This is a genomic window from Candidatus Pelagisphaera phototrophica (genome assembly GCF_014529625.1).
GTDB lineage: Bacteria > Verrucomicrobiota > Verrucomicrobiia > Opitutales > Opitutaceae > Pelagisphaera > Pelagisphaera phototrophica.
On the sequence record NZ_CP076039.1, the window covers coordinates 1515691 to 1531230 of the forward strand.

15 protein-coding genes are annotated in these 15540 nt (G+C 47.8%); 9 read left to right on the top strand and 6 right to left on the bottom strand.

What is annotated here, in order from left to right; all coding sequences use genetic code 11:
* The 5 genes from ftsA to GA004_RS06615 all read left to right on the top strand — a co-directional run bounded on the left by ftsA (position 1) and on the right by GA004_RS06615 (position 3510).
* Complete coding sequence (gene ftsA, locus GA004_RS06595; RefSeq protein WP_283396524.1) at positions 1 to 1203, top strand: cell division protein FtsA; 1203 nt, start codon at positions 1 to 3, stop codon at positions 1201 to 1203.
* A gap of 40 nt (positions 1204 to 1243) precedes the next feature.
* Entirely contained in the window at positions 1244 to 2419 is a 1176-nt protein-coding gene (locus GA004_RS06600) for a cell division protein FtsZ (RefSeq protein WP_283396525.1), read from the top strand.
* Positions 2420 to 2615: 196 nt separating this feature from the next.
* Positions 2616 to 2768, top strand: coding sequence for a hypothetical protein (locus GA004_RS06605; RefSeq protein ID WP_283396526.1), 153 nt, complete (start codon positions 2616 to 2618; stop codon positions 2766 to 2768).
* Between the two features lie 3 nt (positions 2769 to 2771).
* Positions 2772 to 3020: a hypothetical protein gene (locus GA004_RS06610; RefSeq protein WP_283396527.1), complete on the top strand. Its 249-nt coding sequence runs from the start codon at positions 2772 to 2774 to the stop codon at positions 3018 to 3020.
* Positions 3021 to 3213: 193 nt separating this feature from the next.
* Complete coding sequence (locus tag GA004_RS06615) at positions 3214 to 3510, top strand: hypothetical protein (RefSeq protein ID WP_283396528.1); 297 nt, start codon at positions 3214 to 3216, stop codon at positions 3508 to 3510.
* 103 nt (positions 3511 to 3613) lie between these two features.
* Here GA004_RS06615 and GA004_RS06620 read toward each other — a convergent pair whose 3' ends face one another.
* Positions 3614 to 4378: a hypothetical protein gene (locus tag GA004_RS06620; RefSeq protein WP_283396529.1), complete on the bottom strand. Its 765-nt coding sequence runs from the start codon at positions 4376 to 4378 to the stop codon at positions 3614 to 3616.
* Between the two features lie 36 nt (positions 4379 to 4414).
* Positions 4415 to 5005 carry a hypothetical protein gene (locus GA004_RS06625; RefSeq protein WP_283396530.1) on the bottom strand — a complete coding sequence of 197 codons (591 nt, stop codon included), beginning with the start codon at positions 5003 to 5005 and terminating at the stop codon, positions 4415 to 4417.
* A gap of 226 nt (positions 5006 to 5231) precedes the next feature.
* Between GA004_RS06625 and GA004_RS06630 the strand changes: the two genes are divergently transcribed.
* From GA004_RS06630 to GA004_RS06645, 4 genes are read left to right on the top strand one after another with little or no spacing between them, the layout of a single operon-like run.
* Positions 5232 to 6080, top strand: coding sequence for a MotA/TolQ/ExbB proton channel family protein (locus GA004_RS06630; RefSeq protein WP_283396531.1), 849 nt, complete (start codon positions 5232 to 5234; stop codon positions 6078 to 6080).
* A 4-nt stretch (positions 6081 to 6084) separates the two neighbouring features.
* On the top strand, positions 6085 to 7575 hold the full coding sequence (locus tag GA004_RS06635) for a hypothetical protein (protein ID WP_283396532.1): 1491 nt from the start codon (positions 6085 to 6087) through the stop codon (positions 7573 to 7575).
* Complete coding sequence (locus GA004_RS06640) at positions 7572 to 8636, top strand: hypothetical protein (protein ID WP_283396533.1); 1065 nt, start codon at positions 7572 to 7574, stop codon at positions 8634 to 8636. The genes GA004_RS06635 and GA004_RS06640 overlap by 4 nt, the downstream gene beginning before the upstream one ends.
* The gene (locus GA004_RS06645; protein ID WP_283396534.1) at positions 8633 to 9778 is read left to right on the top strand and encodes a G protein-coupled receptor family protein; all 1146 of its coding nucleotides are present in this window, start codon (positions 8633 to 8635) and stop codon (positions 9776 to 9778) included. The genes GA004_RS06640 and GA004_RS06645 overlap by 4 nt, the downstream gene beginning before the upstream one ends.
* On the opposite strand, the gene GA004_RS06650 is transcribed toward GA004_RS06645, so the two are convergent.
* The 4 genes from GA004_RS06650 to GA004_RS06665 are packed head-to-tail and all read right to left on the bottom strand — an operon-like array spanning position 9775 to position 15431.
* Positions 9775 to 11019: a beta-barrel domain-containing protein gene (locus GA004_RS06650; RefSeq protein ID WP_283396535.1), complete on the bottom strand. Its 1245-nt coding sequence runs from the start codon at positions 11017 to 11019 to the stop codon at positions 9775 to 9777. The genes GA004_RS06645 and GA004_RS06650 overlap by 4 nt on opposite strands.
* Entirely contained in the window at positions 11019 to 13250 is a 2232-nt protein-coding gene (locus GA004_RS06655) for a type I secretion system permease/ATPase (RefSeq protein ID WP_283396536.1), read from the bottom strand. The genes GA004_RS06650 and GA004_RS06655 overlap by 1 nt, the downstream gene beginning before the upstream one ends.
* Positions 13250 to 14131: a PAS domain-containing response regulator gene (locus tag GA004_RS06660; protein ID WP_283396537.1), complete on the bottom strand. Its 882-nt coding sequence runs from the start codon at positions 14129 to 14131 to the stop codon at positions 13250 to 13252. The genes GA004_RS06655 and GA004_RS06660 overlap by 1 nt, the downstream gene beginning before the upstream one ends.
* Positions 14132 to 14162: 31 nt before the next feature.
* On the bottom strand, positions 14163 to 15431 hold the full coding sequence (locus GA004_RS06665; protein WP_283396538.1) for a TolC family protein: 1269 nt from the start codon (positions 15429 to 15431) through the stop codon (positions 14163 to 14165).
* Between the last annotated feature and the right edge of the window lie 109 nt (positions 15432 to 15540).

Below are 15540 nucleotides of genomic sequence, written 5' to 3' on the forward strand. Positions count from 1 at the left end.
GTGTACAAATCTAAAGTAATCGCGGGCATTGAAATTGGAACGAGCAAGATTTCCGTTTTGCTCGGAGAAATAGTGGAGGGGCGTAGCCTGAATATCATCGGCCTCGGACAGTCATCTTCAAAAGGGGTTTTGAAAGGGAATATAGTAGACTTTCATGACGCGAGCGACTGTGTCCATGCCGCAATTCTCTCGGCGGAGGAGCAAGCTGGAATAAAGATAGATGGAGTTTATCTAGCAGTAAGTGGCAGCGATATCGAGGGATTTCCGAGCGAAGCCTCGGTCAACGTAACATCTCGAGATCGTCGTGTATCCATGGAGGAGATTCACCAGGTGTCGACTATGGCAAAAGGTCGAGACCTGGCTGAAGACCGTGCGGTGATTCATCATTTGAGACGACCTTATCGTCTGGATAATAGGTCCGTCGAAAAGCCATTTAATCTGGAAGGTGACCGGCTCGAAGCCAGCTATTGGACAGTTCATGGCAACGCGCGGAAGATTGGAGACGCGATCCATATCATCAATGGATTCAATTTGCATGTGGATGACGTTGTTTTATCAGCCCTCGCGGCGGGATCAGTAGTCGCGTCTGATGAAGAAAAAAAGAATGGCTGTCTCGTGGTCGATATTGGGCAGGGGGCGACAGATTACGCCGCCTACCAAGATGGAAACTGCGTAATGGCGGGTAGTATGCCAATTGGGGGAGACCATATTTCCAATGACTTGAGTATCGGGCTTCGTATGCGCCTGAGCCAGGCAGAGAGTTTAAAGCATCGATACGGGACTGCGGTGGTAGAGCATAAGAACAAGAAGGAGAAAGTCTGGCTCAACAACGATTTCGAAATTGGGGACCGCCCAATTCCGCTTTGGAGCATCGAGAAAATCGTCGAGTTGCGGATGACTGAGATTTTTGAGGTAATTCAGAAGAAACTCGGTACCTACGGTCGGCGAGAAAGGCTTTCGGGTGGGGTGATTTTGAGTGGAGGCGGTGCCAACCTGATACGGAGCGATAATTGTGCGGAGCTTGTGTTTGGTGTTCCGGCAAGAATTGGAGATAACGGAACGATGGCTTCTGGCGAATTGAGGGAATCTCAGTACAGCGTTGTTCTGGGGCTTCTAAAGTATGGGCTGCAATACCAAAGTAAAGTGGGCCCGGAAGGGCAACCTGCGGGAATAATTGGTAAACTGAAGGGACTATTTAACTAAGACAAACGGATTTAAGATGTACGAAACCGAGCAAATAAAAATGAAGGTTGTTGGAGTCGGCGGTGCTGGTTCCAATATTGTAGATCGACTGATGCTTTCCAATCCCAATGGGGTTGACTTGACCGCTATCAACACGGATGAACAATCCTTGGCTGGGTCACCCGTGCTTGATAAGTACTGTATCGGAAAGCGGGTTACGCGTGGGCTCGGAGCAGGGGGGGATTCGTCAATAGGACGGGAAGCGGCCTTAGCGGACAAGCAAGTCCTTGAAGGCATTGTAAAAGGCATCGATTTGCTTTTTATCACTGCAGGTTTGGGCGGTGGAACAGGGTCGGGCGTATCCCCAGTGCTCGCTGACTTGGCTTCCCAAAATGGAACGACCGTTATCGCATTCGTTACGATGCCGTTTACGATTGAGCGGGCGGGACGAGCAAAAGTGGCCAAGGATGGGCTGGAGCATTTGAGGGAGGTGGCTAATGCGGTAATACCTTTGCCAAACGATCTGCTCATTCAGGAGAGTGAGCCGGGAGCGTCGCTTCTAGACGCCTTTAGCCATGCCGATGCTTGGATCGAAAGAGCGATCAAATCGATCTGGTCGATGATGAACAAAACGGGATTGATTAACTTGGACTTCTCTCAGTTGCAGCAGGTTTTTTCCCATCGTGCAGGAAAAACGCTTTTCGGGCTCGGTCAAGGTTCGGGTGAAAATGCCGCGGAAGAAGCCCTTGAAAACCTAAAGCTCTGCCCCCTTCTTCACACTCCTGAGTTTTCAAAGAAGGCAGATCAACTCCTCGTTAATTTGGTAGGAGGAGCTGGATTTACTATTGGTGAAACGCAGCTAATCATGGACATGGTGACTGAGTCTTTTGGGAAAGACGCGAATGTCGTCATGGGAGCTGTGATTGACGAATCACTTGGGGACAAGGTTGAGATCTGCGTTATTGGGACGAGCGATATTAGTGATATTTCGATCTTCAGAGGGCGAAAAAAACCCAGACCGCCCGTACTCGAGGCTGATCCAGCCGAGCTGACTTTGCCCCAAAACAGGAAAAATAAGGAAATTCACGCCAAGAAGGTAAAGGTGGAGCAAGACGAGTTCTCTTTCAATGAAGGCGATCCTCGAGGGGAATTTGAAGACACGGACGGATTTGTATTTGAAGGGCAGGACCTTGACACCCCTACGTTTCTGCGGCGAGGGGTAAGAATTCCTATATAAATTGGCATAGTTTGCGCCGGCAGAGCCGTTTGGGTGCGCTCGGCGGTGCTCAGTAATTTAGGAGTTTGCATGCGATTGGCTCCCTTTAAAATTAGAGAGGTGAATTTTGTATTCCCGTTTTAAGCGGATGACTCGGTAGAAATTTTGGGCAATATTCTTTTTCTATCTACCAGTTGTGATTTATCTTTTGTGGAAAATGCTGTGTAATCGGTTTGTAACGCTTCTTACCGCTGTCAACCCTTGCATGCCTGAGAGTGGACTCGTCTACGAATCCAAAGGGGAGATCCTCTCCCATTTGGAGAAGCATGGATCTCCGGTCGGAAGATTCGGAATTATTTCCAAAGATTAGGATTTGGATAGGAAATTAGCTTGTATTGAAGCTTTTAAGACAGCGTACGGTCTAGACTGCCCATTTGCGATAAAGGCCGATGTAGGACAACGAGGCGAGGGCGTCTCGATTGTGAAATCGATGGAGGCTGCTAGAGGTGTATTCGAGTTTCATGACGAGGACCTCACTCTGCAGGAATTCCTTCCAGGCAAGGAATACGGTGCATTTTACTACAGAATCTTGGGGAAAAAGAAGGTCACGTGTACTCCGTGACCGACAAACGATTTGTTGCTATTACAGGTGATGGAAGCTCCACTCTTTAAAAATTAATATTGCGAGACTAAAGGGCGGTCTGTACAACCCGATTCTATTTGGATGCTCACCAAAAGAGCCTAGATCATGCTCTTCCTAGAGGAGATGTGTTCCCATTGACTGAATTAGGTGCGCAATGCAGGGGCGTTTTTTTATGGATGGCACGAAATTCATTACTCCAGTTCTAGAACGTTTCATTGATGATATGAACCGTGGGGTGGATGGTTTTTACTTTGGGCACAATGATTTTAGAGTTCCTTCGGAAGAAGATTTGATGAACGGCCAGAACATTAGGATAATTGAACTCAACGGGTTCACTTCAGAATCAACTAATATCTATGATCCGAAACACAGCTTGTGGTGTGCCTACAAGACGCTTCTCAAACAGTACGATCTAGCTTTCGAAATCGTTCAAAAGAGCGAATCCTCGGAAATAGCCCCTCGAAGCTAACTTCAATTTTCAGGCTTTGTTGGAGATAATTCTCAGGTAAAGGTCCGGCGGGCTAATGCTAGGGTTTGAATGGCAGCAGATCCGCAATTAAAAGGTTTAAACCTTATCCTTCGGATGGGAAGGCATCGGCTTCGGGCTTCTTGTTGATGCCGCGCTTTATGAACTGAACCACTTCGTCTTTTTCCTTTAATCTAACACTGTGATTGGTTCCAGTGTCTTCACCTACATAGTCCGCTACAGATGCTGCCATTATGGGAAGATACTCTCTGAGATCATCATTCTCATCGTAGTTCTTCACTCGCACGCTCCAAATTTCCTGTGCGGGAATGTCACCGCTCTGTTCGAAGAGATTCTCCTTGGCAGTCAGCTCCATGTATTTTTCGTTCACGATAACGGAAACCAACCTTTCCTGATAGCCAATCAACTCGCGCGATCGAGCTCCTGGAACCCGAACCGTGTAGGTGATCACACGGCCAGTTTTGGGGTCTCTTTGAGAAACGGTTTGGATTCTATCTGGTTGCTGAATGGTTGCAAACACGGGTTCCTCTACGACTTTGAATTCCCTTCTTGGCGGCTCCATCCCATAGTCTACTTCGACAACCATGTCGGCGTCTTGCGCGTTCAGGGCTTCGTACATACCCTTTCCGGAAAGTGCGGTCTTAATGTAGGCGACGGTCTCTTTGTAACGCAGATCGTTGACGTCCGCTTCTGGGTCACGAGGTACGATCACATAGGATTCCGCATCGTTCACCGCAGGGTTTGTAATCGCATCCACTTCCATTTCGTAGGTTGTGTTGCACCCGCTTAGCACCACGATGGCGAGAAACGCTCCGATCGTGAAGTAAAATTCGTTCTGGAAGCGCTTCATCGTCATCGGTTAAAATATGAAACAGCAGGCATTCACCTACTCTAGATCACTCGTTATGGATCCACTCTCGGACTCTAATGCCGCCAGTTCTTTTTCTAGGCGGGCAATTTCAGCGAGAGCGTCCTTCTCCCGTTGCTCCATCTCGTCGAGAGCCTTTTTCCGGTCAATGGCGGCTTGTCTGACAGCCTGCAATGCTTTCAGGCGCTCCTCTGCTGATTCGGCACGGCCGGACATTTCTTCAAGCTCTGCGTTTGAAATTCGAAAGCCTTCTGCGATTTCAAGCTCTTCCTGCAGCTCTGCCTTTTCCTTGTCGATAGCCCTTTTTTGCATTGCAATTGCTTGGTTGTAAGCACGTTGCTGAGCTAGCGTATCCTGTCGTTTGTTTTCTTTGTTCTGTTGGATCGCCCCAACGGTGGCACCAATGGCGGCCCCGGCAGCTCTAGCAGCAAGAAGCCCGCCTGTGTCTTGGCCCGTTACCAAACCTCCAACGGCACCGATGGCAGCTCCCGTGCCGGCTCCTTTGACCGTTTTAGACGCCGCAGGACCTGCGCAACCCCACTGGAAACTCAGGAAGGCCAAGACGAGGGCTGCTGCGGTAGTGTTTTTTAAGGTTTTCGACCGATTCATATCTGTGAAAATAACTACGCAACCGCGCGATTGATTGGATTCGTTGTTATGGTGGGATATGTAGACTTATTTCTGACATTTGTAAATCCGCTTTGTTGCCGATATTTTTCAGTGAATCCGTTAGGTGCCCTCGTTCGTATTGTTTCTCGTAACGAGTGCTGGATTTCATTGTCAGATTAAGTAATGTGACTAGTTTATAAAGTGTTAGGTTCGGCAACTATTGAATATGAAGAATAAAGGGTTTTTATCGCGAGATTTTCTAATTCAAACGGTGGGGCTAATTGTCTCAGTGATAGTTGTATTGCTCGTCTACAAGTTCTACATTTGGCCGGTATCGGAGGATATTGAGATTACCAATAGCATCCAGAAAAGTCAGAATTTGGATGGGGCTTTCATTCCGGAACGTTCGTTTACTGTCATTTTAAAGAACAACGAGCAACTGGCGTGCCTCATTCTCATGATGTGGGCATCGATCATTATGGTGTTCAAGTTCACAAAACTGTTTGGGGAACAATCGATGGCAGACCGCCATTTCTTGAAGATTTCCAGGGGTGAGCGAATCATGCCGGAGGATGCTTTGGCTCACTTTAAAGAAGTCGAAAGCCAAGTGAGGCGTACGCCTCGACTAAGAGGCAAAATCCTGCCTGACGTAATCCTCGCAGCTCTTCACCGATTTGATGCGACCCGTTCGATTCAAGATGCGGCCCACGCAGTAAGTGAGCGATGTGAAATGGCTTACGAACAACTGGAGTCTGATCTGTCCTTGATCCGCTACATTGCTTGGGCGATCCCGTCGGTTGGCTTTATTGGTACCGTTCGCGGTATTAGTGAAGCATTGGGGCAGGCAGACATGGCGATCCAAGGAGATATCAGCGGTGTTACCTCGAGTTTGGGCCTAGCTTTCAATTCTACGTTCATTGCGTTGCTCTTGAGTATCGCTTTGATGTTGATGGTCCACCTGCTCCAGTCGAAGCAAGAAACGCTAATTATAGACATGGAGGACTTGGCGACGAAAAGGGTGATAACGCTAATGAAAACTCCGGCTGCTGAGGGAAGCCAAATCAGCTATACCTAAAATTATGGCGACGTTGGGTATAGAATTGAGTGACGTTGGCGTAAATTGCGTCGTAATTGAAGATGATGGAGCTTCACATGTTCTAAAGTTAGCAGATGGAAGTGATTCGTTTCCCGCTTATGCCTATGCACGGGCGGGCGAGCTCACCTTTGGCTCTGACGCTCAAGAGATGGCGTTCGTCTATCCACGTCGGACTTGCAGCGAGTTTATTGATGACCTTTCCTTCCAAGCAACGAACCTAGATGGACACTACAGTCGGTTGATGTATTCGCAGCTTGCTTACAAGTTCTTTGTGGAGCTTGCGGATCGAATCAAGAACGAGATTGGAGAGATCGACGGCGCGGTTATTGCGGCGCCTGGGCATTATCTTGAAGAGAACGAAAAGTCTGAGGAGCGGTTGGGCTTGTTATTAGGGATTCTATCGGACATTGGCATTCCGGTAGCGGGAATCGTGGACATGGCTGCGGCGGCATTGTATAGCGAAGGTCTTTGGGATGTGCCTGAGGGAGAGCGTATTTTTCACGTAGACCTACTCTCCCAAGCAACGCACATCACCGTTTTTCACAAGCATTCAGGATTGGAGCGTGTTTACTTTGCTCGTTTACCCCAACATGGGTTTAGCAAGATGCTTGAACGCTTCACGACCTCGATGTCTAAGCGCTTCTTAGTCGAGACCTCGTTTGATATCACTGAAGACCGAATGATCGAGCGCGCATTTCACGCTCAAACGCGAGACATGCTTTTCAACCTTGGGCGATCCAATGAAGCGAGTCTGGAGGTCTCAACGCGCGAAAAGTCGCGCCAAATGGTGATTTCCAAAGATCTTGCAGCTATGGAGTTGGCACCCCAGGTCAAAGCGCTCACTCAAATGATTCTCAGAGCAGTGAATGACTATGCTAATAGCGACGAGGAAATCCAAATTGCTCTCTCGGGAAGGGCCGCAACGATACAGGGTTTGAAGTGCGCGATTGTTTCCCAAGGAATAGGTCTTGTGAAAGAACTGCAGCCGGAAAGTGGTGCTTTTGGAGCGGCGAACTATGGCAAAGATTGGGATGTGGTCCATAAAATGGAAGAGACGCGTATCGAAGTGGGTATTTCAATACTTGGAAATCCTGAGACTCTGGATGTGAGGCAGAAGATCGCGACGATCCGTGTTTCGAAGGATGGTCGTTCTTTGAGCCCTACTCATATCGTATGTGACGGGCTGGCCTACGAATTGTCCGGGGATTCATTTTCTATTGGTATCGGCGAGAGTGAATTATTCGATCTCGTAGCGGATAGCAACATCGTGGGAAAGCCCGTCGAATTGTGCAAGTTGAAATTGGCAGGCGAGCGCTGGACTCTTGAGGCTTCTGAAGGAGCGGCTTTTGATGGCGAGAATGACGCTATCTTGAAAGCCGGAGACGCGGTTGAAGTGCTCATGCAGGGTTCTCGAAAACGACTGCTCTTAATCCACTGCATTGATCTTGGAAATCAGGGAGGAGATTCCGCATGAAACGAAGGAAGCGGGAGACTGAGGTTTTTAGCTTGTCGTTCCTAGACTGTATTTGCTGCGGATTTGGAGCGGTACTCCTTTTGTTTGTCCTAACGGTAGGTAAAAAATCGGATACCCTCATTGATATCAAAGCGAAGATAGAGCAAGTGATCGGCCAGATGGAGAATGATATTTCTCTGAAAGACCAAGAGCTCAAAGCGCTTCAAAGGTCATTAACCACGATACGAAATGAAAACCGTTATGCGACCGTGGAAATTGACGAAAAAAAGAAGATGCAAACCGAGCTCGAAGATGAGTTTGCGTTGTTGCTCGCTCAGTTGGCCTCGATGGAAGAAGACTTGGGTAAGTTGCTAGATGATAAAGAGAATATGCCCATGCAGGAGGAAAAACCTCCGATCCCTATTCCAAACGCGATACGTCGTCAGTATTTAACCGGATTCGATATCCAGGGGGACAATGTACTGTTCTTGATCGAAGCATCGGGTGGTATGACGGATGATGTGTATGAGGCCGCTTTAGCACGGCAGGCCGACTCGGATGAAGAAAAACGAAATTCCCCGAAATGGAGTCGTGTTAAAAAGGGAATGACATGGATGATCGCGAACCTGAAGCCGACTTCTCGATACAAAATTATACTTTTCAACAACGAGCTGACGCCTATCGAATCCAGATATGGGTCAGAATGGTTCGACCCAACTGATAGCGATGTAACGCTTGAGGTGCTTGAAGAGCTAGATAAGGTCGTTCCCCAGCAAGGAGCGAATTTGGAAAAGGCATTCGACATGGTAGATGAAATGCCTATCACGCCGGATCGTGTAGTTCTTATCGTCGATGGACTCCCTACGCTGGCCGAAAGTTACGAAGGTTCGTCGGCCCTGGATGACCATGATCGAATCAATATGTTTCGCGTAGCAAGGAAAGCCCTGGTATATAACGCTCCAGTTAGCGTGTTGCTGTATCCTATGAAGAATGATCCTGGTGCTGCCGTGCACTACTGGCGGTTAGCGGATGAGCAAGGAGGCTCCATGGTCTGTCCCTCTAAAACTTGGCCTAATACATGAAACGGAAGCGGTCCACACAGATTTTCAGCCTGTCATTTTTAGACGTCATTTGCTGTGGGTTTGGGGCAATTATCTTGTTGTTTGTCATAACGATGGGAAAGAAGACCAAAGAGATTACGAATTTGAGAATCGCCTTGGAGCGGATCATTCAACAGCGAATGCTCCAGCTTAATGAATACGAAATAGTCACCGAGGAGATCGCCACTCTTATCCGTCTGGAACGAGACAAGGAAAAAGAAAAAAAGATAGTGGAGCAGGACTTGGATGCGGTGCTGGCGGATCTGAAAAAGAAGATAAACGACAAGGAGTTTAGCAAAGACAAATTGTTGACTGATCGCGAGCAAGTTGAGGATGAGTTGGCAGTAATGCAGACGGACCCCGAAATTGAGCAGAAGAAGATGCAGCCCTCACCGGTAGGGATTCCGGTGGAGAGTAATCATATTGCCTTCGTTATAGATACCTCTGGAAGTATGCGTGATCCTAGTACGAGTCTGGTCTGGGGGTATGTGATCCAAAAATTTGAGGAAACACTTGATTCATACCCTGAGGTAAAAGGGATCCAGCTTTTGGATGCAGACGGACATTTCATTATGGGCCGAGGTATGCGAAGTAAATGGATGACGGACAATCAGGAGACGCGGGACTATATGGTTCGAGCAGTTAGGCTATATCCCTATAATAGCGACAGTAATCCTGTGCCGGGAATCGCTCAAGCCATTCGCAATCTGGCAGAACCTGATAACGAGGAAATGAAGATGGGCGTCTACGTTTTTGGGGACGAGTTTACGGGCCGTTCTGAACCCGTCCTCAATACCTTGGACAGGCTCAATAAGAACAAGGATGGAGAACGAATGGCGATTATAAATGCCGTTGGTTTTCCGAATCTTATTCGGAATTCATTGTCCCTAAGCCAATCTGGATTAAAATTCGCCAACCTTATGCGTGAATTGACTTACGAGCATGGCGGGGCGTTTGTAGGGCTCGAACGCGAAACACTCAAGTTGCGGGATCGGGAGATTCAGGAAAGGTATCCCACGCCAATTCCGCGTAGGGAATCCAGGATGCCTTCAATAATCTACGGTCCCGGCGGAAGGGGTGGAGTTTACGGCCCAAGTGGAAGGGGCGGCATCTACGGTCCCTAGCGTTCTGTAAAGGCGTTCATTTTCGCCCGCACCAGAGGTTTCAATAGATAGTCTAAAACACTCTTTTTACCGGTTCTGATATCAACCTGAGCGACCATTCCCGGAAGGATTTCAAACCTTTCGGTAGTCGTCTTCAAAGAGCGTTCCCCAGTCCTAATGAGTATTTGGTAGTAACTCTGTCCATCCTCTTCATTCAGGAAAGTATCTGCACTTATTCTAGCTACCTCGCCCTCGAAACCCCCGTAAATTGAATAGTCGTAAGCCGTGAGTTTAACAGTAGCTTCCTGTTCAAGCTTCACAAAAGCGATATCTGATGGGCTGATTTTAGCTTCAACAAGCAGGCTGTCTTCAATGGGGACAATCTCCATGATTGGGGCTCCCGGCAGCAGTACGCCACCCAGCGTTTTGACATGGATTTTGTTAACGATTCCGGAGAGTGGAGCTTTTATATCTGTTCTGGAAACTCGATCTTCAAAGGCTAGAACCGATTGCTCGATTTGGCTCAGTTTCGTTTTGTACTCGTTGTTTAGAGAAACAACTTCATTAAGGTATTCAGATTTCTCTCGCTCTAATTGACCCTCTAGATCGTTAACCATTGTTTCCAGCCTCAAGAGCTCGACTTGGGATACGACTCCCGACTTGGCTAGGGGCTTGGTTATGGAAAGCTCCCGGCTTTTTAGATCGAGGCTCTTTTGAAGTCGCTCTTGATTCGTGTTAATCTGATCCCTTCGTGTTTGAAATAATAGGGTTTCTGATGTGACCAGATCTGCATTCGACCCTTCGAGGTATTTGGGGAAGCGTACATCATCAAGTTCTTGCGATTCCGCGTCTAGCCTGGCGATTTTCGCGACTAGGTTATCTCTTTCGATTAGACCTTCCCTGTAGGATGAAAGAATCGCTGTATCGTCGAGTTTTGCGAGAACTTGGCCTTTTTCCACAAAGCAGCTTTCTGAGACGAAAAGGTCGGAGAGAATGCCACCTTCCAGACTTTGGACAATCTGGGTGCTTTCGGAAGGAATGACTTTTCCTTGCCCTCGTGTCACTTCACTTACTCTGGAATGGTATGCCCATAGTAGAAAAGCGGATACAATACCAACTACGGTTAGTAGAAGGACGTTAGCATAAGGCATCTTCTCTTCAAGAAACGCCGCCTTGCAATCAGCGATAAAGTCAAGATCGCTTTGCTGAACTTTGCCTTCCGGCGCGTTTACCCCGTCTTTTGGATCCTTATTGTTACTCATCAGTTTTTGCCCGCTCCTCCGGAAAGTTGGCGCAGCACATCTGCTTTTGGCCCGTCAGCAGCTACCTTGCCTTGATCCATAACGATAATTCGATCAGCCAGTTTCAGCATTGAGGGTTTGTGTGTAGATAGAATTAAGGTGCGGTTTCCATCTTTCGAGTATTTTTCCATATTCGAAATAAAGTCTCGCTCTGCGTTTGCATCCATAGCGCAAGTTGGTTCGTCCATCACCAGCAGGCTAGGTTTTGCCAGGAGGGCGCGAGCGATATTTACGGCTTGCCTTTGTCCTCCTGAAAGGAGTTCTCCACGTTCGCCTACTTGTAGGTCGTAGCCTAGAGGATGTCTGGAGGCGAAGCGTTCGACTCCAGAGAGTTTGGCTGCCTCGAGTACTGCAGCTTCATCCATCCACGGAGCCCCGATGATGATATTGCTCTTAAGGGTCCCTTGGAATAAAAGATTATCTTGCCCAATATACCCGAGCCTACGTCTAAGATCCGCAGGATCAATTTGCCGAATGTCGGTATCGTTGATCGTGATCATTCCGCCTGAGGAGGGATAGAATCCAAGGATGAGGCGCAGTAGGGTACTTTTTCCGGATCCAACTCTTCCTAGAATCGCTACGCGTTCTCCTGGCTTAATGCTAAAGGAAGCATTGATGATCGCAGGAGCGCTTTCCGGATTGTAGGAGAAGGTCACGTTGCTAAATTCGATTCGTGGTTCGAAATCAGGTTTTCTTACATAATCACGGCCCTCTTCTCGTTCCTGGGGTAATTTAATGAGATCGTTCAATCCACTTAGTGAGACTATCGAGCCTTGCAGCCTTGAAAGAAGAGCCGCTACTTGTCCGATAGGTGCCATAGCCCGCCCTGTGAGGATCATACAGCCGATAAGCGCACCCATGCTCATGTCGCCTGCCTGTATCTGAAATACTGACACAACTATGATCACAACTGAAACCATTTGGGTGATAAAGATTGTAAAATTGGAAGCGATCGAGGAATAACGACGGGAAATGACTTCGCTCCGAGCCGTCTTGCCAAGGCAGTCCTCCATTCGTTTCTGAAAGCTGCCGGCAGCGGAAAGGCCTCTAATGGCTTCGAATCCGTTGATAGCTTCAACTAGGATCGCGTGCTTTTGAGCCCCTGCACCATGGGATTTTACGGCAGCTCGTTTTAGAGGGATATGCATTAAACATCCTAGTCCCAGTATAAGAAGAATGGCTACGCAGGGTATAAATGCAATCCAACCGGCAATGTATCCCATGAATATCAAGAACAAACACACGAATGGTAAGTCGATTATCGTGGTCAGAGAGGCTGAGGTGAAGAATTCCCTTAAACTTTCGTATCCCTTTACCTGATTGGCGAAACTGCCGGCAGAATTGGGTTTACTCTGCATCTTGATGCCCATGATACGTTGGAAAATGAAGGTTGACATCAATATATCGGCGTTTTTACCCGCCTTGTCGATTAGCATCCCTCGAAGTGACTTCATGAGAAAATCAAAGACGTATACAATGCACACTCCGCTTGCTAGAACCCAGAGAGTGTCGATTGCATTGTTGGGTATCACACGATCGTAGACATTCATCACGAACAATGATCCTGCAATCGCGAATACATTTATGAAAACCGCAGCGAGCAGTACGTTCGCATAGATTTTCCGATATTTCCAAAGAGTGCCCCAAAACCAGTTCTTAGCGTCTATTGTTTCAGTGCTGGAATCTGCATGGGTGTCGAAGTCGAACTCTGGCTTAACAAAAATGGCGACACCCGCGTACTCCCTTTCGATGTCTGTCGCTTGGATGGTCGATTCGCCACTTCCTGTTTCAGGCAGAATGACCCTGCATTCTCCGTCTTGATTCTTGGAAACGAGAATCATTGCACGATTCTCTTTCAGAATGAGAACGGCTGGGAGAGTGAGAGAAGGAATTGCCTTGAATGAACGATTTACGATACGGGCAGAGAATCCGGCGTTAGATGCAGACCGGAGAAAAAGCTTCGGAGTTAATTGATTGTCCACTAGCGGCAAACCCGAAATAAGGGCTTCCTTTGAAAGTGGTTTGTGGTGGATCTTTCCAAGTGTTACAAGGCATTCTAAAAGTGGATCGTCGACCCTTGAAGCCTCGAGTGCGAAAGCATCCTCTCTCAGTGAATCATCGACTGTCTCGGCGATTTGATTGGCGGGTGATCGAGTCTGATTCGCTAAGCGATTAATTTCCGTCGTATGCATTACAAATTACTGGTAAAGTCGATCAACGTCTCGTGGAGTTGCTCCATTTCACGTAGCTTTCGTTCCGTGGCTTTCTGTTCAGTTATGTCTTCAACAACTCCTTCCAGGTACACAGGTTTGTCAGAGTCTTGCTGAATTGCCCAAACGTTTACTTTAGCTTCGAGAATTGAGCCGTCCTTGCGGTGAAAGATGGCCTCGACCTGGGTATCGTCATTGGCTAGTTCCAAAAGGTGTGAGGATCTCGCTTTATTGGTTTCCTGATCCAGAACCTCAGGCTTTATGGCTTCCATGGATTTTATGAATTCGCCAGGTGAATCGTATCCGAAATCCTCCGCGATTTTTAAGTTGGCATCGAGCAGAATGCCGTGATCAGAACAGCGGAAAATACCAATGCGTGCATTCTCGAAAAAGCCACGATACTGAGCTTCGCTTTCTTTGATGCGCTGTTCTAATCTTTGGTTCTCACGACGGTTCGCTGCATCTTGCAGCTGATTTTGAATGGCCGGAACCAGTCGAGCGGTATTGCCTTTCATGATATAGTCATGGGCACCCGCTTTCACGAGATCGACCGCTGTCTCTTCACCGATTTTGCCTGAGACGAGAATGAAGGGAATATCGAGATCGTACCGCTGGAATACTTCTAAGGCACCGCTACCGTCAAAGTCAGGCATCTGGAAATCGGAGATCACTATATCCCATTTATGCTCTTCGATGGCCTTGACCATTTCCTCTTCGGTTTCAACTCGTTTGTGGACGACGTTGTAGCCATTCTTTTTGAGAAGGTTAGCGGTGAGTTTTGCCTCGATCTTTGAGTCTTCGACTATGAGGACTCGAAGGTCTGATTCCAAGGGAAAGAGCGGAGTTGGTTCAGCGGGTTCCATTGCAAATAGTGATTATTTATTTGGTATTCTTCTAGTAGATGGTTTCTAACAGCGATCCTGTCGCAGCGAGGGCTCGATAGACAGCTTGAAGACGGTTGTAGCGTTCCTCCGCGACAGAGGATTTCGCGGAGAACAATTCGTTCTCGACATCCAAGACGTTGATTAAGGCCCGTTTCCCAAGCTCGAATTGTCTTTGGTATGCGGATACGACAGAATTCATAGCATCCCGATACTCCTCAAGGCGGTAAAGCCTTTCTTCAGCGATGACCAGATCATTCCAAGCGTTGAGAAAACTCGCCTGTATTTCAATCTTTGTATCTTCCAAGTCAAAGATCGATCGATCGATTATGGAACGCGTTTTTCGTAATTCAGCTTTTCTTCTTCCTCCTCCGAAGATGTCGTATGACATCACAATCAAGGCGGAAGCATCTTCAGTTCTGTTGATGCTCCTTGCGCTGTCGGTTGTGTCGCCCTGAACGAATAGATTGAGTTTTGGAGCGAACTCGCTTTTTGCCCCTTCGTACCGTGCTTCATTGGCCGTTATTCTAGCTCGAGCACTCTGAATTCTAGGATTACTGCCTAAGTCGACTTCTTCGATCGAAAGCGGAAGCGCCCAGTCTGGAAATTCAGGCTCGACGAGCTCTCCCGGAGCCGTTCCGGTATATTTTTGGTAGGCATTTACTGCATAAGACAATTGCCGATGCCTCGCTTCTAACGTTGCCTCTGACATTGAGAGCCTTGCTCTCACGAGTTCAACATCGGCTTGAGGACCTGCGCCCGCGCTGAACTTAATGAGTGTTTTATCCAGCGCTTTTTGATGAATTTGCACACTCTCCTTGGCGAATCGAATTAATTTCCGATATTTCAGTATATCGACGTAGTTCTGACTTAGATCTAAAGCCAAAGCTTGTCTCGTGGTTTCCAGGTCGATTTGGGTTCCTCGATTCAAGGCTCGGGCTTCTACTATTCGATTTCTCGCAGAACCACCGTCAAATAGTAACTGATTGGCTTCTAGCGAAACCGATCCCATTTTTGCCAGCGCGACGTTGGAGAAAGTATTACGAAATCTCTCTTCGCCACCTCTGAGACTTAGGCCGAGCTGTGGTCGTCTGAAGCTTTGGGCAGTTACGATCTCTTCCTGGCCAATTTTTACGTCAGTCTGACCGGCTCTTATGCGGGGGAATTCCACCAGCATGGCGTCGATCGCCTCTCGCAGCGATTGGCCATGCGTCTGAGTCTTAAATACGGAAACTCCGCAAAGTACCACGATTACTTTGAGAGTGCAGACTCTGACGAGCACAAGTGAGTAGATACTGTGAGATTTCGCTTTCAGCGTAAGTAATAGTTTGGAAGTTAACCATTACTATCGCTTGGAACTGACTGAACTTAAGTTACTAAGGCCGCTGGCG

Coding starts and splice junctions, on each gene's coding strand:
- GA004_RS06600 (WP_283396525.1), top strand. CDS start 1,244: ATGAAGGTTGTTGGAGTCGGCGGTGCTGGTTCCAATATTGTAGATCGA.
- GA004_RS06605 (WP_283396526.1), top strand. CDS start 2,616: ATGCTGTGTAATCGGTTTGTAACGCTTCTTACCGCTGTCAACCCTTGC.
- GA004_RS06615 (WP_283396528.1), top strand. CDS start 3,214: ATGGATGGCACGAAATTCATTACTCCAGTTCTAGAACGTTTCATTGAT.
- GA004_RS06620 (WP_283396529.1), bottom strand. CDS start 4,378: ATGAAGCGCTTCCAGAACGAATTTTACTTCACGATCGGAGCGTTTCTC.
- GA004_RS06625 (WP_283396530.1), bottom strand. CDS start 5,005: ATGAATCGGTCGAAAACCTTAAAAAACACTACCGCAGCAGCCCTCGTC.
- GA004_RS06630 (WP_283396531.1), top strand. CDS start 5,232: ATGAAGAATAAAGGGTTTTTATCGCGAGATTTTCTAATTCAAACGGTG.
- GA004_RS06635 (WP_283396532.1), top strand. CDS start 6,085: ATGGCGACGTTGGGTATAGAATTGAGTGACGTTGGCGTAAATTGCGTC.
- GA004_RS06640 (WP_283396533.1), top strand. CDS start 7,572: ATGAAACGAAGGAAGCGGGAGACTGAGGTTTTTAGCTTGTCGTTCCTA.
- GA004_RS06645 (WP_283396534.1), top strand. CDS start 8,633: ATGAAACGGAAGCGGTCCACACAGATTTTCAGCCTGTCATTTTTAGAC.
- GA004_RS06650 (WP_283396535.1), bottom strand. CDS start 11,019: ATGAGTAACAATAAGGATCCAAAAGACGGGGTAAACGCGCCGGAAGGC.
- GA004_RS06655 (WP_283396536.1), bottom strand. CDS start 13,250: ATGCATACGACGGAAATTAATCGCTTAGCGAATCAGACTCGATCACCC.
- GA004_RS06660 (WP_283396537.1), bottom strand. CDS start 14,131: ATGGAACCCGCTGAACCAACTCCGCTCTTTCCCTTGGAATCAGACCTT.